The organism is Simiduia sp. 21SJ11W-1 (assembly GCF_024138675.1).
Lineage (GTDB): Bacteria > Pseudomonadota > Gammaproteobacteria > Pseudomonadales > Cellvibrionaceae > Simiduia.
Genome location: NZ_CP090959.1, coordinates 3,634,422 through 3,653,376, shown reverse-complemented (window position 1 = coordinate 3,653,376; position 18,955 = coordinate 3,634,422). Strand labels below are relative to the sequence as shown.

At 51.1% G+C, this 18,955-nt stretch carries 18 protein-coding genes; 4 read left to right on the top strand and 14 right to left on the bottom strand.

Annotation, left to right across the window (positions count from 1 at the left end):
• Positions 1-4 precede the first annotated feature (4 nt).
• The 10 genes from L1F30_RS16105 to L1F30_RS16060 are packed head-to-tail and all read right to left on the bottom strand — an operon-like array spanning position 5 to position 10,373.
• A complete protein-coding gene (locus L1F30_RS16105) occupies positions 5-1,198 on the bottom strand; it encodes a methyl-accepting chemotaxis protein (protein WP_253357843.1) in 1,194 nt (397 codons plus the stop codon).
• The gene (locus L1F30_RS16100; protein ID WP_253357839.1) at positions 1,195-2,259 is read right to left on the bottom strand and encodes a chemotaxis response regulator protein-glutamate methylesterase; all 1,065 of its coding nucleotides are present in this window, start codon (positions 2,257-2,259) and stop codon (positions 1,195-1,197) included. Before L1F30_RS16100 ends, L1F30_RS16105 begins: the two co-directional genes overlap by 4 nt.
• Positions 2,252-2,896 (bottom strand): chemoreceptor glutamine deamidase CheD, encoded by a 645-nt coding sequence (gene cheD / locus L1F30_RS16095; protein ID WP_253357830.1) that lies wholly within the window; start codon positions 2,894-2,896, stop codon positions 2,252-2,254. The genes L1F30_RS16100 and cheD overlap by 8 nt, the downstream gene beginning before the upstream one ends.
• The gene (locus tag L1F30_RS16090; RefSeq protein WP_253357828.1) at positions 2,893-3,741 is read right to left on the bottom strand and encodes a protein-glutamate O-methyltransferase CheR; all 849 of its coding nucleotides are present in this window, start codon (positions 3,739-3,741) and stop codon (positions 2,893-2,895) included. The genes cheD and L1F30_RS16090 overlap by 4 nt, the downstream gene beginning before the upstream one ends.
• A complete protein-coding gene (locus tag L1F30_RS16085) occupies positions 3,738-6,515 on the bottom strand; it encodes a methyl-accepting chemotaxis protein (protein ID WP_253357826.1) in 2,778 nt (925 codons plus the stop codon). The genes L1F30_RS16090 and L1F30_RS16085 overlap by 4 nt, the downstream gene beginning before the upstream one ends.
• The gene (locus L1F30_RS16080) at positions 6,512-7,012 is read right to left on the bottom strand and encodes a chemotaxis protein CheW (RefSeq protein WP_253357824.1); all 501 of its coding nucleotides are present in this window, start codon (positions 7,010-7,012) and stop codon (positions 6,512-6,514) included. The genes L1F30_RS16085 and L1F30_RS16080 overlap by 4 nt, the downstream gene beginning before the upstream one ends.
• 3 nt (positions 7,013-7,015) lie before the next feature.
• A complete protein-coding gene (locus L1F30_RS16075) occupies positions 7,016-7,546 on the bottom strand; it encodes a chemotaxis protein CheW (RefSeq protein ID WP_253357822.1) in 531 nt (176 codons plus the stop codon).
• Position 7,547: 1 nt separating this feature from the next.
• A complete protein-coding gene (locus tag L1F30_RS16070; RefSeq protein ID WP_253357820.1) occupies positions 7,548-9,692 on the bottom strand; it encodes a chemotaxis protein CheA in 2,145 nt (714 codons plus the stop codon).
• Positions 9,693-9,718: 26 nt separating this feature from the next.
• A complete protein-coding gene (locus L1F30_RS16065) occupies positions 9,719-10,081 on the bottom strand; it encodes a response regulator (protein ID WP_253357818.1) in 363 nt (120 codons plus the stop codon).
• A 16-nt stretch (positions 10,082-10,097) separates the two neighbouring features.
• Entirely contained in the window at positions 10,098-10,373 is a 276-nt protein-coding gene (locus L1F30_RS16060; RefSeq protein ID WP_253357816.1) for a lipid asymmetry maintenance protein MlaB, read from the bottom strand.
• A 673-nt stretch (positions 10,374-11,046) separates the two neighbouring features.
• Between L1F30_RS16060 and L1F30_RS16055 the strand changes: the two genes are divergently transcribed.
• The 4 genes from L1F30_RS16055 (at position 11,047) to L1F30_RS16040 (ending at position 15,161) form a co-directional block, all read left to right on the top strand.
• On the top strand, positions 11,047-12,918 hold the full coding sequence (locus L1F30_RS16055; protein WP_253357814.1) for a DUF885 family protein: 1,872 nt from the start codon (positions 11,047-11,049) through the stop codon (positions 12,916-12,918).
• A gap of 407 nt (positions 12,919-13,325) precedes the next feature.
• Entirely contained in the window at positions 13,326-14,051 is a 726-nt protein-coding gene (locus tag L1F30_RS16050) for a M48 family metallopeptidase (RefSeq protein WP_253357812.1), read from the top strand.
• Positions 14,052-14,120: 69 nt separating this feature from the next.
• On the top strand, positions 14,121-14,492 hold the full coding sequence (locus L1F30_RS16045) for a hypothetical protein (RefSeq protein WP_253357811.1): 372 nt from the start codon (positions 14,121-14,123) through the stop codon (positions 14,490-14,492).
• Positions 14,493-14,555: 63 nt separating this feature from the next.
• Complete coding sequence (locus L1F30_RS16040) at positions 14,556-15,161, top strand: hypothetical protein (protein ID WP_253357809.1); 606 nt, start codon at positions 14,556-14,558, stop codon at positions 15,159-15,161.
• A gap of 48 nt (positions 15,162-15,209) precedes the next feature.
• Here the strand turns inward: L1F30_RS16040 and L1F30_RS16035 are convergent, their stop codons facing one another.
• The 4 genes from L1F30_RS16035 to L1F30_RS16020 all read right to left on the bottom strand — a co-directional run bounded on the left by L1F30_RS16035 (position 15,210) and on the right by L1F30_RS16020 (position 18,869).
• Positions 15,210-15,575: a gamma-glutamylcyclotransferase gene (locus tag L1F30_RS16035; RefSeq protein WP_253357807.1), complete on the bottom strand. Its 366-nt coding sequence runs from the start codon at positions 15,573-15,575 to the stop codon at positions 15,210-15,212.
• Positions 15,568-16,278, bottom strand: coding sequence for a hypothetical protein (locus L1F30_RS16030; RefSeq protein ID WP_253357799.1), 711 nt, complete (start codon positions 16,276-16,278; stop codon positions 15,568-15,570). Before L1F30_RS16030 ends, L1F30_RS16035 begins: the two co-directional genes overlap by 8 nt.
• Before the next feature lie 35 nt (positions 16,279-16,313).
• Positions 16,314-16,955: a hypothetical protein gene (locus tag L1F30_RS16025; protein WP_253357797.1), complete on the bottom strand. Its 642-nt coding sequence runs from the start codon at positions 16,953-16,955 to the stop codon at positions 16,314-16,316.
• 183 nt (positions 16,956-17,138) lie between these two features.
• Positions 17,139-18,869 carry a site-specific integrase gene (locus L1F30_RS16020; RefSeq protein WP_253357795.1) on the bottom strand — a complete coding sequence of 577 codons (1,731 nt, stop codon included), beginning with the start codon at positions 18,867-18,869 and terminating at the stop codon, positions 17,139-17,141.
• Positions 18,870-18,955 lie beyond the last annotated feature (86 nt).

Here is an 18,955-nt window from a genome sequence, read left to right as displayed (position 1 = left end):
CTCGTTAAAATAGCTCTATGTCGCCTTCATCCATAGAGGATTGCATGACCTTTTGCTCTATTTTCTTGCTGGTAAAATTTTCACGTTGAAATCTTATGCTGTCTCTAATGCCAACCAGTGTACGTTGATCTTTTAGTGCATTTCCGTCCACCTCTGCTGTTTTTGATATGGATTTAATGTGTGTTAGCCTTTGGCCAATGTGATCAGATAGTTGGGTAATAATATCCTCAAATTGGAGTGCTCTTATGGAGTCAGATACCTCTTTGTGAATACTCTTGCTTTTGTCGTTTAGCTCGTGAAGGATTACCTGCGTGTCTTGATTCAGTTCTTCTATGTTTGAAAGCATTTCATCAATGGAAACCTTTCCTTCAATAGCCGCGTTTAAGTCCAGGCTTGCTATCTCTCCCACTACCGAGCGTACTTCGCTTACTCTTGATTTTGCAGCTTCTACGTTTTTACGAATCTGCTCATTGAGTTGGGATGATGTTTCGGAAAGTGATCTTACCTCGCCGGCAACTACCGCAAAGCCTCGGCCAACATCGCCTGCACGAGCCGCTTCTATGGCTGCATTCAGCGCAAGTAGATTTGTTTGTGCAGCAAGTTTTTGTACATCATCAAGTATTGAAAACATGCTTTCCATGTCGCGGGTCATGTCGGATATCTTGTGAACGGCACCAACACTTTTTTCACTTACCAGAACCAGAAGATCTACATAGTGCTGTATTATTTCATCTGTTTTTTCAATAAAATCGCGTATGAGGAGTTTGTCTTTGTCGTGCTCATCCTGGCCTGTTATGCGCGCGACAAGCTCTTGTGCAGAATTGGATTGAACCTCGGTATGGCTAAGTATTTTCTTAAAGCTTTGCTGCAAAATCACAATAGATTCCGCTACCAGTGTTTGAATGCGGTTTACGCTGTCTTCAATATTGCCTGTTTCCTCAAGCATGATGTGATCAACTTGATTGCCAATTTCTTGCAAAATATCGGCAATCTCACTGTGATTGAGCTCCTCTTCAAGCGGCTTACTTTGAGCGTCTGATTCTCCATTGACGCGCCCCAATAAGTGCCATCCCAGCAGCGCCAGTACACTCAGGCAGCCCATCCAGGCAGAAGGCCAGAGTATGTTAAGCGCAAGCCCTACTAACGCAGCGGCGGCGAAAGGTGCAAAGGGTTTAGCTGCGGTTAACCAATGGTTCATAGTGCTTCTCCCCGGCGGCTTGCAAATAACCGGTTGCCAATTGCTGTGCCGATTTTGTTGAGGGGGAGCACGAGCTCAGCAGCACCTATCTCAGAGGCAATGCGCGGCATACCCCAAACCACAGAGCTTTCTTTGTCTTGTGCGATGGTGTGAGCTCCTGCCTGGCGCATGTCTAGCAGGCCTTTTGCACCATCCATTCCCATGCCTGTAAGGATGACGCCAATAGTGCGCAACTCAGGCAGTTTAGCCACAGAGCGAAACAGCACATCTACAGAAGGCTTGTGCCGGTTTACCGGAGCGCCGTCGTCCACAGAGGCCGTAAGCAGGCCGCGGTGGGTTTCAACAATCATGTGTTCAGCACCATTGGCAAGGTATACAACGCCGGGCTTTAGCGGCTCGTTGCGGCCTGAGAACTCAATGACATCAAAGGGCAACAGTTCGTTCAATCGGTTCGCGAAAGATTGAGTAAACCCCGGAGGCATGTGTTGCACAATAACAATAGGCGGCACGTTGGCGGGTAGGGCCAGCAGCACGGTTTTTATGGCTTCTGTACCGCCGGTTGACGCGCCAATAGCGAGCAGGTCGCAGGCCAGGCCGCCGGCAGTCACCGCCACAGGCGCTGAGGGCTTTTCCGGCGGTTGAAAGGGGGCTACCTTGGCCCGCGCTGCGCAGCGCACTTTTCTCAGTATTTCATCGGCAAGGGCTGGAAATTCGCTCTCAATCTTGATTTTTGGTTTGGCGATGAAATCTATTGCGCCAAGCTCCAACGCCTGCAATGTGGCGTCTGCACCCTTTTCGGTGAGTGTGGAAATCATCACAACCGGCGTGGGCCTTAACCTCATGAGGTTTCTCAAGAAGGTCAGGCCGTCCATCTTCGGCATTTCTATGTCGAGGGTGATGACATCAGGGTTTAGTGATTTTATTTTTTCCCGGGCATCTATCGGATCTACGGCGGATCCCACAACCTCCATGGATTTATCCATAAGGAATATGCTGCGTAAAATGTCCCTGACGAGCCGAGAGTCATCCACTATAAGTACTTTTATCTTGGTCTCAGTCATTAAACAACTCCACTTGTCCTTCTAGACGTTCAGTCTTCAGCTTCATGCCGTAGCGTTGTTCGCGCTGTGCTAGGGTATTGTTATTGAAACTATAGAGTTTTCTTAGAAAAGCTTGACCGCTAATGGGCGAAAATAGAACCTTTCTAGCATAGTCGCCATATAGGTCTTCTGCCAAAATCGGTATGTTTTCATCGTGCAAGTACTTCACAACAAAATCCGCATTGCGACTGCCAACGTCTACACACTGGTTTAGCACCTTGCCGCCGCCAAAAATTTTTGCCTTTAAGTGGGCACGCTTGCCTCCGGCCTTTAAAATGCTGTTTATCAGGTGCTCCATGGCGTGATTGCCATAACGAGTAGCCTGGCTGGGTATATTGCCCCAAGTAACCTGGTGGGCCTGCTGTTCTGTTTCTGGCAGCATGAAATGGTTCATGCCGCCAACGTGATTGATGTCGTCCCATATACAGGCAGACACACAGGAGCCAAGTGTGGTGGCAATCATTTCATCTTGAAGGCTTACGTAGAATTCACCGGGCAATATCTTTGCGACCACCTGGTTACGCCGTTGGTCCCAGTAGCGATTTATCGCTTCAAATCCGGCCAGCGGTTGCTCGTGATGCGCTTCAAGGCCCCTCATGTGGCCACCCGTGAACGGCGGAATATCGTGCGCCCAACCATTTCCAGGCCGCGCACATGCTTGCCAATGCTTTCGCTATGGCCCAGCATTAGGTAGCCACCTGGGCGTAGCTTTTCCTGAAATCGGTTTACTATTTGTGCCTGTGTTTCTTTGTCGAAATAGATCAGCACGTTGCGGCAGAATATTACGTCGAAGGGGCCGCGGAAAGGCCAGCTTTGGGTAAGCAGGTTGAGTTGCTTGAAGCTTATGTATTCCTTTATGTGAGGCTTGATAAGCGCTTTTCCTGCTGCGTCGCCTCGCCCGCGAAGAAAAAACTTCTCTGTAATTTTTTGGTCTACCTTTTCCAGCCTGTCCATTGCATAAAGGCCGCTTGAGGCTTTGGCCAGCACATCGGAATCGAGATCCGTTGCAAGTAAACGCATATCCCAATCGCCCCAGCTGCCTGCGTTGAGCAGTGTCATGGCGATGCTGTAAGGCTCTTCACCCGTTGAACACCCGGCAGACCAAACGCGCAACCGCCGGCTGTGGCCAAACTGTTGCCTGTGCTCCGGCACAAAGGTATTAGCCAGAAATTCGAAATGATGAGCCTCCCTGAAAAAGCTGGTGAGGTTGGTTGTCATGGAGTTTATGAAGTCGGGTAGCTCGTTTTTATCTCCTGCTTTTAATAATGCAATGTAAGCTGCAAATGAAGGAAGCTTCAGGTCGCGTATGCGCCGCATTAAGCGGCGATACACCATCTCGCGTTTCCGTTCACCCAGAACTATGCCGGTTTCACTGCGTACGAGTTCGCATAAATAGCGAAAGTCTCCTTCAGTCAGCTCGTGGGGGTTTGCGCCTGGGCTCAAAATTCCTCCCACTCCTCATCTGATGCTTTAGCTTGGCCACCCGCGCGGGCGGGCCTTTGTGCCCGGGCGGCAGCGCCGTTGGCAGGCCTGCGCGCAGTGGTTTTGGTGCGAGGGCTGGCCTGGGCAACCTGAGTGTCTTCTTCCCCGGTACTGAAGAAGCTTACCTGTTCGAGCAGCTGTTGGGCCTGATCTTCCATGGCGCGGCTGGATGCGGATGCCTCTTCTACCAGTGCGGCATTTTGCTGTGTCATTTCATCCATTTGTGCCACGGCCTGGCTGATTTCATTAATGCCGGCGGCTTGCTCTTTGCTGGCGGAATCGATATCGGAGATCATCGCCACCACTTCCTTTACCGCCTCAACCAGTTCACCAAAAGTTTGGCCGGTTTCGTCTACCAGTTTGTTACCTTTGCCTACGGCCTCTACGCTGTCGTTAATCAGGCCTTTGATTTCCTTGGCGGCGGCGGCGGAGCGTTGTGCGAGATTGCGCACTTCAGCTGCTACTACTGCGAAGCCCCGCCCTTGTTCGCCGGCGCGGGCGGCCTCAACGGCGGCGTTCAACGCCAGCAAGTTGGTTTGGAAGGCAATTTCATCAATTACGCCAATGATGTCTGAGATTTTGCGGCTGGAGCGATTGATGTCTTCCATGGCTTGCACAGCGCTTTTAACCACTGTGCCACCGTTGCTGGCCCTATCCATCACTCCGCTTGCGAGTTTGGTGGCTTCGCTGGCATTTTCAGCATTTTGTTGCACAGTGGTGGTAAGTTCCTCCATGGCGGAGGCGGTTTCTTCAAGATTTGATGCCTGGGTTTCTGTGCGTTGGCTGAGGTCGTTGTTGCCCTCTGCAATTTCGCGGGCAGCACTGAACACATTGTTGGAAGCCGAGCGGATCTCGGACACCATGTTGCGCAGGTTATTCATGGATTCGTTAATAGCACTGGAAAGCGCCAAAAACTGACCGCCGTATTCTCCATCCATATTGCGGCTGACGTCACCCTGGGAAAGGGACTGGATGATGTCGATGGTATTGTTAACGGGCTCAACAATGGTATCCATCAACTTGTTGATACCATCGCCCAGATCCTTCATAAAGCCTTCATAGCTTGAGGTATCTATGCGCTTATCCAGATTGCCTTCAATCGCCGCGTTAATCAGCGCGCCGATTTGGCGCTGAGCATCTTTTTCTTCTGTATTGTCTACCCACTGAACGGCCGTACCCACATGCTTGCCATCGCTGTCGCGCAGTGCAATAGCTGTGAGGTTAAACTCCAAGCCCGCGAGTGCGATGTCATTCTGGTAGGGAAGGTTGTCGGGGTTGCCCAACAGGTTTTGCTGGTGGGCCGGGTTTTTGTGGAAGGAGTCGAAGTTGGTGCCCACAATTTTATCTACCCGGAATGAGGGCAGCACAGTTTGTATTTTTGCCTCGCGCTTTTTCAGCATTTGTCCAACCGAGGGGTTCATATAGACAATGTTGCCTTTGGTGTCTGCCATCATCAGGTTGGTTGTCATGCCTTCTACGGCAGAGCTTAGCCTGCCCACTTCCAACTGGCGCTTACGCAGCTCGCTTACATCGCTCCACTCCAGGCAGTTGCCTATGTAGTCGCCTGTGCGTGAATAAATGGCTGATACACCCAGCGAGAAGGTTAAATCTTCAATGTGAATGTCGGTGGTGTAAGGCAATATGGAAGGGTCATCCAGCATCTTTCGTTGATGCGCGGGATTTTTATGGAACATATCAATGCAGGCGCCCATCATGAAGGACTCGTCTGCTCTGAAGGTGGGCCACTTTTTCTGAAATACCGCTTCGTGCTCTTTAAGTAGCTTGAGGCTTGCCTGGTTCATGTAGGTAATTTCAAAGTTTCGATCAACCATCATGAGGGCGGTGGTAGATTGATCTACCGCGCCTTGTAATCGAACCCCACGGTCTTCTGTTTCGCGGATTGCGGTAACATCGTTCCACTCCAACGTGCAGCCGATGTAGCTTCCGTCATCGCCCATAATTGAAGATACATTCAGCTCAATAATGAGATCTGCCACTTGAATGTCTGTCCGGTAAGGCAGGTTGGATGGGTCGTTAAGTATCCGTCGCTGGTGCTCTGGCTTTTTATGAAAGTCGTCTATGCACTTGCCTATCATGTAATCTTCCGATGCCGAGAAACCAGGCCAAATAGACTGGAAGGTTTTCTCGTGCTTACGAAACAGCGCCATGGTTGCTTTATTGACATAGGTGATCACCAGATCCCTATCAACCATCATGATTGCAGTTAGCGTATTGTTAATTGCGCTCTCTAACAGCTTCAGGCCATCGTTGTCGCCAGACTTTGCCATTGTATCGTCCTCTTCGGGTGTTTCATCGGCGGCGACTTCTTCCTGCGCGTCGATTGAATTCAATATGTCGGTTGCTTGGTTATAAAATGCACTCCAGGCCAGGTATGCATCGTCATCAAATTTTTTGCCCAGTATTTCTTCCAGTGTTTCCATCAGCGAGCGTTTTATTACTGGGCTGTGGTCAGGCAATACACCGTAGGGTGTGTATTGCTGGCCGATGTTCATAAACTGCGCTGCTAATTCTTTTTCGTCATCCAGTGCTGAAATTATTGTGTCGAGTGATTCAACGAGCTCTGCACCGCGTTCTGTAATCGAACCCTCAAACAGGTGGCTAAGGCTTGGGTCGTGCTTAACAACGGTTTCCAAAAATACGTTCGATGCGCGCTCTGCATGAGGCGCCAGCTGGCTCCAACCCTTGCGCACCAATGCCACTTGCTCTGCATTCATGCAGCGCCTCCAAGTTCTGCCGCGGGTACGGCACGCTGGGTAACCTTGTAGAGCTCTTTCACATCCAGCAATTTGTGGGTGTCTAGCAATACGATTATTTGATCTTCAATGGCAGCCAGCGAGTGTATAAAACGGCTGTCTATGGCTTCGCCAAAATCCGGTGCGGTTTTTAAATCGGCATCCGAGAGCTTGTAGACTTCCGATACGGCGTCTACCACTATGCCAAGCACCACATTGCGACCCGCTTGCTGGGTGCGCAGCACTATCACGACGGTAGTGGCATCGTAAGGTTTCTCCCGCAGGCCAAAGCGGTTGCGTAAATCCACTATGGGTACAATGACGCCGCGCAGATTAATCACGCCTTTTATGTAGTCTGGTACGCCTGGAATTTCCGTTGTGGGTGTGAGTACCATGATTTCCTGTACGCAGAGAATATCTACGCCATACTCGCCGTCACCTAATAGAAATGTGAGGTACTCATGTGAGGCTTCTGTCATGGTTTACTCCCTATCCAGCCTGATCAGGCGCTCAATTTCGAGCAGCGTCACGACGTCTTTACCTGAATTCACAAGCCCACGAATATAGGCTTCAGACACAGTGCCGCTAAGGCTGCAATTTTTTTTGATTTTCTCGGCATCAACATCCAGCACATCACTCACCGCATCTACCACAAAGCCCATGGTGCGATCGATTTGGGCTGTGTGAATCGCCAATACCACCACCACCGTGGTGGCGTTGTAGGTGGGCTCGCCAACGCCAAATAAAATGCGTAAATCGATAATGGGGATCACAAGGCCCCTAATATTCACCACGCCTTTCATGTAGCCTGCGGCGTTCGGAATACGGGTGGGGGCATCCCAGCCGCGGATTTCGGTAACGTTTAGAATGTCTACCCCGTAGAGCTCGCGGCCCAGGTAAAAGGTGAGGTACTGATCACCGGTGCTGATAAAATCGATGCCGGTGTAGGCATCTTTGGCTGCGGTGTGCACTTCGGGTACGGCGATGAGTTCGGGGGTTGTTTGGCTGTTCATCTTACGCGGCCCTCGGGTTGCTGCCGCGCTGGCTGAGCGCCAGGTTCATAATGCCGGTGACATCCAATATCAGCGCCACTGAGCCATCGCCTAAAATGGTGGCGCCGGATACACCTTCAATGCGCTTGTAGTTGCTTTCCAGGCTCTTGATCACCACCTGCTGTTGGGCCAGTAAGTCGTCGATGCGCAGGCCCAGTTTTTGACCGTCGGCTTCTACCACCACAAGCAATTGGTTATCTACCGCGGTTGGGTCTGTCTCTACATCGAACAGCTGGTTCATGGCCACCAGCGGTACGTTGTCTTCGCGCAGGCGATACATAGGGATATTGCCCGACACATAGTTGATGGAGTCGGGCTGCATTTGCAGCGATTCCACAATGGTCACCAGGGGGATGACGTAGGTTTCGCCACCCACGCGCACCAGCTGGCCATCGAGAATGGCAAGGGTTAAGGGCAGGTGCACGCGGAAGGTGGAGCCCTTGCCTTGGGCCGAGATCACCTCAATGCGCCCGCCTAAGGATTTGATGTTGCGTTTAACCACATCCATGCCCACGCCGCGCCCGGAGATGTCGCTCACGGTGGCTGCGGTGGAAAAGCCGGGCTCGAATATCAAATCAAAAATCTGTTGCTGGCTAAGCTCTGTGCCCTCGGGCACCAGGCCTTTTTCGATGGCTTTTTGCAGCACCCGCTCGCCGTTGATGCCGCGCCCGTCATCGGAAATTTCAATCACAATGTTGCCACCCTGATGAAAGGCGTTCAGGTGCAGGTTGCCAGTGGCGGCTTTGCCGGCCTGTTCGCGCTCAGCCGGCGGTTCCAGCCCGTGATCCACGGCGTTGCGCACCAGGTGCACCAACGGATCGCTGATTTGCTCCATCACGGTTTTATCCAGTTCCGTTTGCTCGCCGCTGAGCTTCAGCTCTACCTGCTTGCCGGTTTTCTGGCTTAAATCGCGAATCATGCGCGGGAAGCGGTTAAAGGCAAAGCTGATGGGCAGCATGCGAATGCGCATTACGCTCTCTTGCAGCTCGCGGGTGTTTTGCATCAACTGCTCAAGCCCGTTGTTGAGCCTGTCTACGCGATCCATGGTGAAATCGTTACCCAATTCCGAAAGCATGGACTGGGTAATCACAAGCTCCCCCACAAGATTAATGAGGCTGTCTACCTTATCGATGCCCACCCGAATAGACGACGACTGGGGGCTGGCTACCGCCTGGGCGGGTTCTGCGGCTGGCGCGGCTTTCTTAGGGCCTTGCGGCGGGCTCGCGGCAGGGCTTGTGGCTTTAGCTTGCGCGTCTGTCGCCTGAGCGGCTGCAGGCTGTGCGGGCGCAGTGACTTCGTTCACTGCCGATTGCTCTGAATTATTTTGGGCTCTAACGGGCGTGTCGGCCTGTGCGTCTTCGCCCGGCCACTCGGCATCGGCTGCCTGGCGGACAGTGAGCGTGCAATCGTCTATTACCCACTCAAACACTTCGCGAATATCGGCCTCGGCCGCGGCTGTACGCAGCCACAGTTGCCATTGTAAAAAGCATTCATCGGGGGTGAGGAGGTTCAGCTCGGGCAGTTGGGATTCATCGGCCAGCGCCAGGCATTCGCCGAGCTCGGCCAGCTCGCGAAAAATCCGTGCCGGCTCGTTGCCGCTCAATAATATGTCGCGGTTGGGAATGAAACTGATATTCCACACCCGGGTGCTGCTGGATTCCGATGGTGTGCTCGAGGGCATGGGGGCCGCTTGCGGCGCGCCTGCAGCGCCGGGTGCTTGTGCCAGAAGCTTTTTAAAACCTGCCGCCAGTTCATCGGTGATGTTGGCCGCAGCGGGCGCATCGGCCATGTGGCCCGCCACCATGGCGCGCAGGCAATCGGTGGATTTCAGCAGCAGGTCGATGGCCTCGGTATCGAGGGTGCGCTTGCCATCGCGGGCTTCATCGAGCAGGGTTTCCAGCAGGTGGGTGAATTCTGCGATGTCGGCAAAGCCAAAGGTGCCGCTGCCACCTTTAATGGAGTGGGCTGCGCGGAAGATGGTATTAATGAGCTCTGGGTTGTCGCCGTCTTCGTTTTGTACCTGGAGCAGCGACTGCTCCATCACATCTAACCCTTCAAGGCTTTCCTCAAAGAAGGTTTGGTGAAATTGTTTTAAATCGATAGACATGGGTCTGCTCCGGGTGCATAGAATGACTAAGGCATTACCCGGTCGACAGTGGCTAGCAGCTTATCGGGGTTAAAGGGCTTTACCAGCCAACCTGTAGCGCCGGCCTGTTTGCCTTGTGCCTTTTTATCGTCTGCAGACTCGGTAGTGAGCAAAAGAATGGGTGTGTATTTGTAGGACGGGAGTGTGCGCAGTTGGCGAACAAGTTCTATGCCATCCATTACCGGCATGTTCAGATCGGTAATAACAATGTCAAATTTGCCGCTTTTTGCAGTGTTCAGGGCGTTTTGCCCGTTGTCCGCCTCAGACACCTTGTGCCCGGCAGTGCTGAGTGTGGTGCTCACCATATTTCGCATGGAAGCGGAATCATCAACGATTAAGATGTCGGCCATGACGTCCTCAATATGTTTACAAACCCAGTTTAGATTGGATGCCTAATAACGCAGCTGTGGTGAGCACTTTTTCAGAGGGCTTTTGCCAAAAAATATCGCTGCCACTTCTTTGCAGTTCGCGTCGGAAGCACAGCACCAATTGCAGTCCGGCTGAATCTACACGCTCAACTGAACCGGCTTTTAGGTTCACGTCGCCGGATTTTTCGAGGGCTTTGAGCATACGCTCTTGCAGGTTGTTTACTGCGCTGATGTCCAGATGCTTGCCCAATGAAAATGATGTTTTAGATGCCACGCCTTTACGCCCCTCGGGTGTTTTTGCTCTTGCCTTACGTTGTCGGCAAAGTTAAGCGTAGCTTTAGTTTGTTAATTAGCAACGGAATAAAAGGAAGGTAAGGTCAAGGCATTGAGGGTGCGATAATCGGTTTTTAAGGTTCACAGCGGGTGGATTGAAGGGTTGAAGCAAGGAGCTTGATGGCAATTTCAAGGTCGAGTGATTGAAGATAGATCTATATTGTAATCAAGTTGAAATATAAATTTTTATATAGCGTTTAGTTCCTACGATCGTTTTTCGCATCTTTTAACGGGCGTTTGTCGCTTAGATTGTCTTTCTGCTCGTACCTTTTTTGGCAGACGCTGGTGCCGGCCACGCTTTTAATTTACAAAATGATAATTTTTTGGCGCCGGCCTGCGTTTCTCCCCAGAGGCCTGCGCGGTTAAACAGCTACATTGGCCGGGTGCAAGTAGGTTGTAATCGCGCCCTTGATGGCGCCAGCTTGCCAGCAAAAATACACTTACCGCGCATCTGTAAACAGGGGCGCCTCTTGCTACCAGAGGCTTGTGAATTCCCCATTTTTAATGCCTTGCAGCAGGTGTGGGCCTTCGCCTCGGGAATAGAACCCCTGCCTGAAATAGGCTACATTGGCCCGGTAACGCACGAAATTCCTATAACAAAAGAGAGATAGACCATGAACTTCAAGCGAACCCTGCTACCAATGGCCATTGCCGCCGCACTCATCGCCGGTTGCGACTCCAAAGGCACAAGCCAGCCCACAGCAGAGGCGCCAAGCGCCCAAACCCAGGCCGGTACAGAAAGCCTGGCCCAGGAAACACTGCGCCTGAATGCCTGGCTGGATGCCCAGTATGAGGAGCAGCTGCAGTTTAGCCCCATCCAGCTGAGCTTTTTGGGCCGCAAAGACCTCTACGACCAAATTGACGATTTCAGTACAGAGGCGCACACCCGGCAAATGGCCTGGAAAAAGGCCAGCGTGGAAAAAATGAAGGCCGAGTTCGACCGCAGCGCGCTCACCAATGAAGGTAAAAGTTCCTACGATTTATGGATCTTCCAATACGAGCAAGATCTTAAGGCCGAGCCTTTTTTACGTCACCAGTACATATTTGAACAAATGGGTGGCGCACAGTCGCAATTGCCGAACTTTCTGATGAATTTCCACAAAGTGGAAACGGCGGCTGATATGGAGGCCTTTACTGCCCGTATTGGTGGCATTGCCCGCGGTATAGATCAGCTGCTGGAGCACGCCAAAACCAGCGCCAAAATGAACATTCGCCCACCGCGCTTTGCTACAGAAGGCGCCATCGATCAAGCCAGCAAGCTGGTGACTGGCGCACCCTTCGATGACTCCGGCACCGATGCGCCTTTGTGGGCCAATGCCCAGGCCAAGGTAGATGCGCTACTGGAGCAAGGCACCATAGATGAAGCCCAGGCCGGCAAGCTCAAAGCCGATGCCAAGGCTGCGCTGGTCAAACGTTTCGGCCCCAGCTACAACTCCTTGATTGCCTGGCTAAAAACAGACATGGCCAAGGCACCAGCTGAACCCCACGGCGCCAGCAGCTTGCCAGATGGCGCGGCCTACTACCAGATGCGCCTGGAGCAAAACACCACCACCGATATGACAGCCGATGAGGTTCACGCGCTGGGCTTGAAGGAAGTGGCGCGCATACGCAAAGAGATGGAAGCCATCAAAAATAGCATGGCGTTTGAAGGCGATTTGCAGGCCTTTTTCAAGTTCCTGCGTGAAGATCCGCAGTTCTATTACCCCAATACCGATGAAGGTCGCCAGGCTTACATAGATGATTCGACAGCCTTCCTTGATGCCATAGAGGCGAAGCTACCGGAGTATTTCGGTATTCTACCCAAGGCGAAGTTAGTGGTAAAAAGGGTAGAGGCCTTCCGTGAGCAGGCAGGCGGTGCCCAGCACTATTACCCCGGCACACCCGATGGCTCGCGCCCCGGTATTTACTACGCGCACTTGGCGGATATGAATGCCTACTCAACCGCGGATATGGAAACCGTGGCCTACCACGAGGGTAACCCTGGCCACCATATGCAAATTTCTATTGCCCAAGAGCGCACCGACATTCCACAGTTCAGAACGCAGGCTGGCTTTACCGTGTATTCAGAAGGCTGGGCCCTTTACTCGGAAAAACTCGCCAAAGAAATGGGCGCCTTTGAAGACCCGTATAAACATTTTGGCCACTTAACTGCTGAAATGTGGCGTGCCATTCGCTTGGTGGTAGATACAGGCCTGCACGCCAAGGGCTGGAAAGAAGAGCAGGCGGTTGATTACTTCCTGGAAAACTCAGCCATTCCCGAAACCGCTGTGCGCTCGGAAGTGCGCCGCTACATCGCATGGCCCGGCCAGGCTACGGCCTACAAAATTGGCATGTTGAAAATCCAGGAGTTGCGGGCTAAGGCCGAAGCAGCACTTGGCGACAAGTTCGACATTCGTGGCTTTCACGACACCGTTCTCGGTGGCGGTGCACTGCCATTACCGATTCTTGAGCGTCGCGTTAACGAGTGGATTGCTTCGCAGGCATAAGCGCTAACTGCTAGTTTTTTTAAAGTAAAAAAGGCGACCATCGCGCAAGCGGCGGTGGCCTTTGTTTTGGTGGGCTATCTTCAGGGTCTTTTGGTTGTTAAGCGGCTAGATGTATTGGCTTTTCTAACGATTGTGGTTCATAACGACCAGCGCACGTTGTTTAATAAATATTCATAGGCCCTCGCCATGCAGGCACGTTAGCTGATTGCCTATTGGGGCTTTAATCGGGATAGTATGCCGTTCAAAATTTCGTCATGTTCATCCAGCAAATGGTCTTTGATACTGATATCGGGAGCTAGGCCTTTGGCTGAGCGGTCACCATTGATCCTGACTATAAAGCCCTTGTGAATATCCTTCAGGAGAGATTCATGGAGCTAGGCAAAGTGAAATTTAAGGGTTCGGTATAAATGGCTAGCAGTGTGATGGCAAAGCTCCCGGAATACGTGCAAGGGCAGGGCTTCGTTGCAGAAGTGAAACGCATTGACCGACGAAAAACGGCAGATATCCGAATTGAAGATGGATCGGTATCTGTTGTTGTACCAAAGAATCTTGAATTGGCACGCATTCAGAACCTGCTGAAAGATAAACGCAAGTGGATAAAGGAAAAGATCCAGCTCCATCAGGAATCGAATCCGATTACAAATAAGAAATTTGTGTCTGGTGAGGCGTTTTCCTATTTGGGGAAAAACTACCGGCTTAAAGTAATCAAATCACCTTATCAGCCAGTTAAACTGGTGAGAGGCTACTTGGAGGTTTGCGTGCCAGAAGGATCGGCTAAACCCCACGTCGTCCGGAATGCACTCATTCGCTGGTACAAGCACCATGCTGAAGTAAAGCTGGCCGAGAAGGTTGATCGTTATGCCCCCCTGGTAGGTGTTAAGCCTGCAGGGGTGGGTGTCAAATCGTTCAAATCCCGCTGGGGCAGCTGCACAGCTAAGGGCAAGCTGGAATTCAACTGGCAGGTTTTGATGGCACCCAATCGCATTGTGGAGTACGTAGTGATTCATGAGCTTTGCTACTTGATTCGCCATGATCATTCGCCGGAGTTCTGGCGCGAGGTAGAACGAATGTTGCCGGATTACTTGAAACACAGGGAGTGGCTTAGGAATAATGCTGGCTTGTTGCAGGTGTAACGAGGCGCCCTGGCGCATGGTAAGCACCGAATAACATGAAAATCTAAACCAGGTAAATTGGGGCCGAAGATGATTAAAAATATCATCATATTTGTGCTGTTTTCAGTGCTTTCCGCTGGCGGCTATTTTGTAAATAAAACAATCGATGGCTTAAAGGCTGCTATTGTGACCATGCAACTTAAACACCGGAAAGACATAGTTAAGGTCAAGCTTAAGGAGCGAGCTAAGCGATTGGTAACAATAGCGCCTTTTGTTGGAGCAGTTGCTGCAGGTTGGTTTGAAAAGCGGGAATATGAGGAGTGGAAGCAGGAAAACCCTGAAGGGACGATTGATGACTACCTTGCCGAACTACAGGAAGCTGCCTCTGAATTAATGGGAAGTTATTGCGCAGACTATGAGGATGGATGCAGTACGCTTGGAGAGGCCGCTAGCGGTCAGTAGATATTGCCTAGGCAGACTTAGAGTTTGCTCTAGTTTGGAAGTCATGAAAATGGGATTTACACTATGGCACTGAGCGTTCCGCACATTCCCGGGTACATTCAGCCAGTGACCCTGAAATACAAAGCCCAGTCCTATGGATTGCAAAGGATATTGACGCTCATTCGGCAACGTTATGGCGTAACGCCGATTTCCATGAGGGAGCTCGCTGAAGAGTCTGGTCTTGTTTTCGATTGCCGGTCTGTCGCCATTGCGCTCGCTGATTTCTATTCGGACCTGACGGAACCTGATGTCGCTGAGTACTTCTCTGTGCCCGCAGATCTGGTTCGTCGAATCTGCGATCGACCTTACTACTATTGTAATCTTGAACTCTACTCAGCCTTACAGGCAGGCATCGAACAGACCTTGACGCATACCCGTGCACTAAACTGCAGAACCGGGCGAATGCTGACTTATTATGAATTTTTGCAAACTCTTCAAGAGCCCAAGGGCGCAGATCAAGAGGACTTCATTGTAAGTGGATTTGCCGTTTGTAGTCAGCAAGAGGAAGATGATCGAGCGCACATGGAGCTGGGAGACTACTTTGGCGCACGCAATGACAGTTTGTGGGAAGAACGACATGAGGGCAATGATCACCCTTGTCGCTGGAATGTCTGTTTGCTCAAAGCTTAGATGGCGCCCTGTTTGTTGATGAATGGCGTAGCGACGCCGCTGCTTCACTCAAAATTCCTCACCCCATACGCCTGTAGCGATAGCATTGTAGTGCGAACCGGCTAGCGCTTCTTTGTTGGCGATGTAAATCCATGCCAGACCAAAGCCAATGATCTGCCTTTCTGTGCGCCTGTAGAAGCGGGGATGCCCTTCAAGCCTGTCCAGATTTGTTAGCGTCGCAGAAGAAACGCGGTAGATCTCTACAGAGACACTCGTTGTACCTTCGTCAATGAGCGCTGGGAAGAACCCAAGATCCAGCAGGGTATACCTTGGCTCTGTTTGGTAGTCACCGAGACGCACGGCTGTGTGCAAATAACCGTGATTGGCGTAGCCCTGCTTTAGTGAACCGTACACCGCAACATGGAATTCAGTCATTGGGCGAGCCCTCGTATAAGGCGGTCAACAAGTCAATGTATTGGAATGTTCGTTTGAATTCTTCTGCTAGTGGAGAGATTTTCAAAAGCGAGTAGTTGTTGGCCGTGCAGTTCATGAGCCTCAAACAGTGTTTGATCCAATCTGCGTCGAGACTGCCCCACGTGGCTTTATCTGGATCAATCAAGAGATCGGTCAGGCGAACGTAGGTGTCAAACAGGAGCGCCTGCTCCTTGGTGTGTCGCCACCTGTCCTTAAACAGGCCTTGTAACAGATTGCCCCATGCAAAGATTTCAAGCGTGAAGGCAAGATACGGATCTGCCTCGTAACCTGAGCCCCTAAACTTACGACCGCTGGCAGCCCGCACGGTGATCTTCAGAAACTGCTGGGCGCGCTTATCTTTGATATCCAGATTAAGCAGGTTGATGATTGCACAGGCTAGCGCCGTAGGAATGTAGATGAAATCCACCCTCGCATCGCTCGGCATTTCATAACTGTCGCCAAGGTTAATATAGCCATCTGCCCTCTGAAAGCACTCAAAATACGCAAGGGTATCGTTGAGATCTTCTGTTGTGCTCTTGAAAGCGCCCGCCTCTATGTCGGTGCGCAACTGCTTTAACCAACAGATCCACTCCCATCTTAATTGCGTGAGCTGCCGAACTTTGCAATCGGCAATAGGGCTAAAGTAGGACACTGGAATTCCCATAGAACTCTCCTGCAAGATAATAGTTAGCCATTAAATCAAGGGGCTTGAATGAACGAAGGAATGGTTGACCAGTCGTAGCGACGCCCACCTATCCCGACGCTGAAGTTTGGCGCGTCGGGTTTACCGGGTAGTTTGCGCAGAAGGCTTCCCTGTTTATCTAGTTCGTAACAGTTTTCTGTGTCTTGCTTGTAAATAAAGCCCAGAATCTCACCGAAGATCGGAAGTTTGTAGCCAAACTCCGCAACGTGACGTTCGATCGCTTCACGCGCGCAGCGGAGTTGTTTATCCATAGATTCATGAGCAATGCCCTTTGGCAGGCGAAGCACTTTCAGCCGGTTGTAACTCAGGCAGGCAAACACCGGCGATGAAATGGGCCCTTGGGTTTCAATCGCTAAATGCGGCCCCATGGCATTGAGATACGCCAACCGATGTTCTTCCTCGGCCTGCAAATAGGCATCACGGGCTGCATCCAGAACGATTTCCTTTGGAAGGCCTAGCGCCTCGTGAAGACGAATAGCGTATTCAACACTGATGACGGGCCATTCCAGAAAGCGGTCTGCCATGGAAAAGGCTTTATTACGGCTTTTGTTGCCAAGCTTTTCTGCAAGAATCTTACGCGCAGCGTACTTCGAATCTGTATTGAGGGTTCTATAAATGAGAGACTGTACAGGGTACATGTTGGCTCCTTGATTTATACCAATCAAGGCAACATAACGCGGGAAAGCAAGGGCTGCGTTCCGTAGCGCTTTAGCTGAATTTATATACCGCCCGCAAGTTGCCGGGGTTAAATCGGCGGTAGCGGTATTATAGGGTCGGGGTGGTTTTTGTCAAATTGGGGGCGCTAGCGCCCCCGTTTCGGTTCACCAATTATGAGGCTTAACCAATTGGATCGGCGCAGTATCTAGCTCAACTAGCTTTGTGTGTAAGTGTTCAACACTTGCGTGAGTGTAGACTTTTTGGCCGGTAGTTTTTCTTCCGGTTGAGTGGCCGGTCATGTGTTCGATATCCAGGTTATCTACACCCGCGCGATGTAGCAATGTGGTAAAGGTGTGGCGAAAGCTGTGAAACACTTTTCCTTTTGGATCATCCAGCTCAGCGGTCTGCTTTGCTGTTGTGTTGAACCATGCGCTCAATCGATCGCTAGTGGAGCGCTTATCGCCATCGACTTCCTTAAATAGCAATCCGCTTTTATGTTTTGCAGCTCGTGCTACGTACCTGTCAAAACCAAGCTCGAACAGTATCGGGTGGATGGGCACGCGGCGAGCGGATTGAGTATTCTTCAGGCGCTTCTTTTTCCCATTGATGGTGCCATTGGCGTTGATGTCAATGTAGGGCGGTGTGCAGTCTAGTGCGATATCCTTCACCGCCAGTGACGTGATCTCTTCGATTCGAGCGCCTGTAAGGTAGGCGATGATGGGGCCCCAATATCGCGAGGGACAATCATGTCGGTTCTTCCCATATGCTTGAAAGATCGGCAGTGAAAACAGTTTGGATAAATCGCCTGGTTCAAAGATTTTTCTTGAATTGTCACTGGATTCGTCTGTCTTTAACCTCAGATTATGGAACGGGTTCTGTTCGTTATAGTGACGTTCATTAATAGCCCACTGAAACATGGCTACAAAAAAATCTATCTGGTTGTTCACCGTCTTAACGGCGCGAAGCTTTTTGTGATTGCGCTTGGCAACCTCGCGTAGTGGAAGTTTTGAGAGCTTTGTGTCTTTGGCAAGATTGGATGGCAAATTGCTTAAGATTTCACGTGCTTCACGCGCTTGGCTTCGGCTAATGGAGTGGATTGCAACGTCCCCAAGAATCTCCAAAAGCTGAGCCGCCTTTGGAGAGTTCTGATCGTAGGTTCGCTCAGTCCAGCGCTTTTCTGCTAGCTGGCTGTCAAAATAGGCGCGTATTAACTCGTTTAGAGTCATACAGCGTGGATCGCTATTGGGTGTGCTAGCTGGCGCTTCTGGAATCGGTTGATTGCTGGGTAAGTGCTGAGTGTGCCCTTGCAGCTGTTGGAAGTAGTGCCTTGCCTTAACCCCTGTCTGTAACGCCCCCTCAAGAGCTGCTTTTTCGTTGGCGAGGCTTTGGGCGAGTCTAGCCGCCATGGTTTCATCAAAGGTTATGTTATTCGCACCAGGGAATAGTTGTTCAAGCTTTGCTTGTAGGCTCGCGCTTGAGAAGACGTGCTTGGAGCTTTGCCTGATAGCTCTGGTGTGAAACTCGAGGTATTGGAGCTTTTGGCAGGCTTCAGCGAAATTCAGGGCAATAGTTTGCCCTTCGTGAGGGTAGTGAACCCGGTCAGGGTGAAAATCATGTAATTCCATTATTTTTGTGATTATTTGGAATTGGCACTCTATGTATATCCGTTCCCTTTCACCTAATAGGCTGGCCTTTTGCAGATTTTCAGTGCCCAAGCTGAACTTCAGCTCGCTGCGGCCAATTACGGGACGAATTAATCTCGGTATAGCAAGGCGCAGATAATACGTGCCGTGCTTACTCAAGTAAAGGTACTTACTGGTTGCTTTCATCGTCACCTCAAAATGTACAAGTTGGATGTACAGGCGGCGACTCTGGGCAGGAAAAATAGAACCCAAGAAATTAAAAACCCTTCTAAAACAAAGGCTTAGAAGGGTTTCGAATATGGTGCCCAGAAGAGGGTGAGCCAAACGGTTGTGAAGCG

What these genes read in the sequence shown, in the direction of transcription:
- L1F30_RS16105 (WP_253357843.1), bottom strand. Translation starts at nt 1,198, where the DNA reads ATGAACCATTGGTTAACCGCAGCTAAACCCTTTGCACCTTTCGCCGCC.
- L1F30_RS16100 (WP_253357839.1), bottom strand. Translation starts at nt 2,259, where the DNA reads ATGACTGAGACCAAGATAAAAGTACTTATAGTGGATGACTCTCGGCTC.
- cheD (WP_253357830.1), bottom strand. Translation starts at nt 2,896, where the DNA reads ATGAGGGGCCTTGAAGCGCATCACGAGCAACCGCTGGCCGGATTTGAA.
- L1F30_RS16085 (WP_253357826.1), bottom strand. Translation starts at nt 6,515, where the DNA reads ATGAATGCAGAGCAAGTGGCATTGGTGCGCAAGGGTTGGAGCCAGCTG.
- L1F30_RS16080 (WP_253357824.1), bottom strand. Translation starts at nt 7,012, where the DNA reads ATGACAGAAGCCTCACATGAGTACCTCACATTTCTATTAGGTGACGGC.
- L1F30_RS16075 (WP_253357822.1), bottom strand. Translation starts at nt 7,546, where the DNA reads ATGAACAGCCAAACAACCCCCGAACTCATCGCCGTACCCGAAGTGCAC.
- L1F30_RS16070 (WP_253357820.1), bottom strand. Translation starts at nt 9,692, where the DNA reads ATGTCTATCGATTTAAAACAATTTCACCAAACCTTCTTTGAGGAAAGC.
- L1F30_RS16065 (WP_253357818.1), bottom strand. Translation starts at nt 10,081, where the DNA reads ATGGCCGACATCTTAATCGTTGATGATTCCGCTTCCATGCGAAATATG.
- L1F30_RS16055 (WP_253357814.1), top strand. Translation starts at nt 11,047, where the DNA reads ATGAACTTCAAGCGAACCCTGCTACCAATGGCCATTGCCGCCGCACTC.
- L1F30_RS16050 (WP_253357812.1), top strand. Translation starts at nt 13,326, where the DNA reads ATGGCTAGCAGTGTGATGGCAAAGCTCCCGGAATACGTGCAAGGGCAG.
- L1F30_RS16045 (WP_253357811.1), top strand. Translation starts at nt 14,121, where the DNA reads ATGATTAAAAATATCATCATATTTGTGCTGTTTTCAGTGCTTTCCGCT.
- L1F30_RS16040 (WP_253357809.1), top strand. Translation starts at nt 14,556, where the DNA reads ATGGCACTGAGCGTTCCGCACATTCCCGGGTACATTCAGCCAGTGACC.
- L1F30_RS16035 (WP_253357807.1), bottom strand. Translation starts at nt 15,575, where the DNA reads ATGACTGAATTCCATGTTGCGGTGTACGGTTCACTAAAGCAGGGCTAC.
- L1F30_RS16030 (WP_253357799.1), bottom strand. Translation starts at nt 16,278, where the DNA reads ATGGGAATTCCAGTGTCCTACTTTAGCCCTATTGCCGATTGCAAAGTT.
- L1F30_RS16025 (WP_253357797.1), bottom strand. Translation starts at nt 16,955, where the DNA reads ATGTACCCTGTACAGTCTCTCATTTATAGAACCCTCAATACAGATTCG.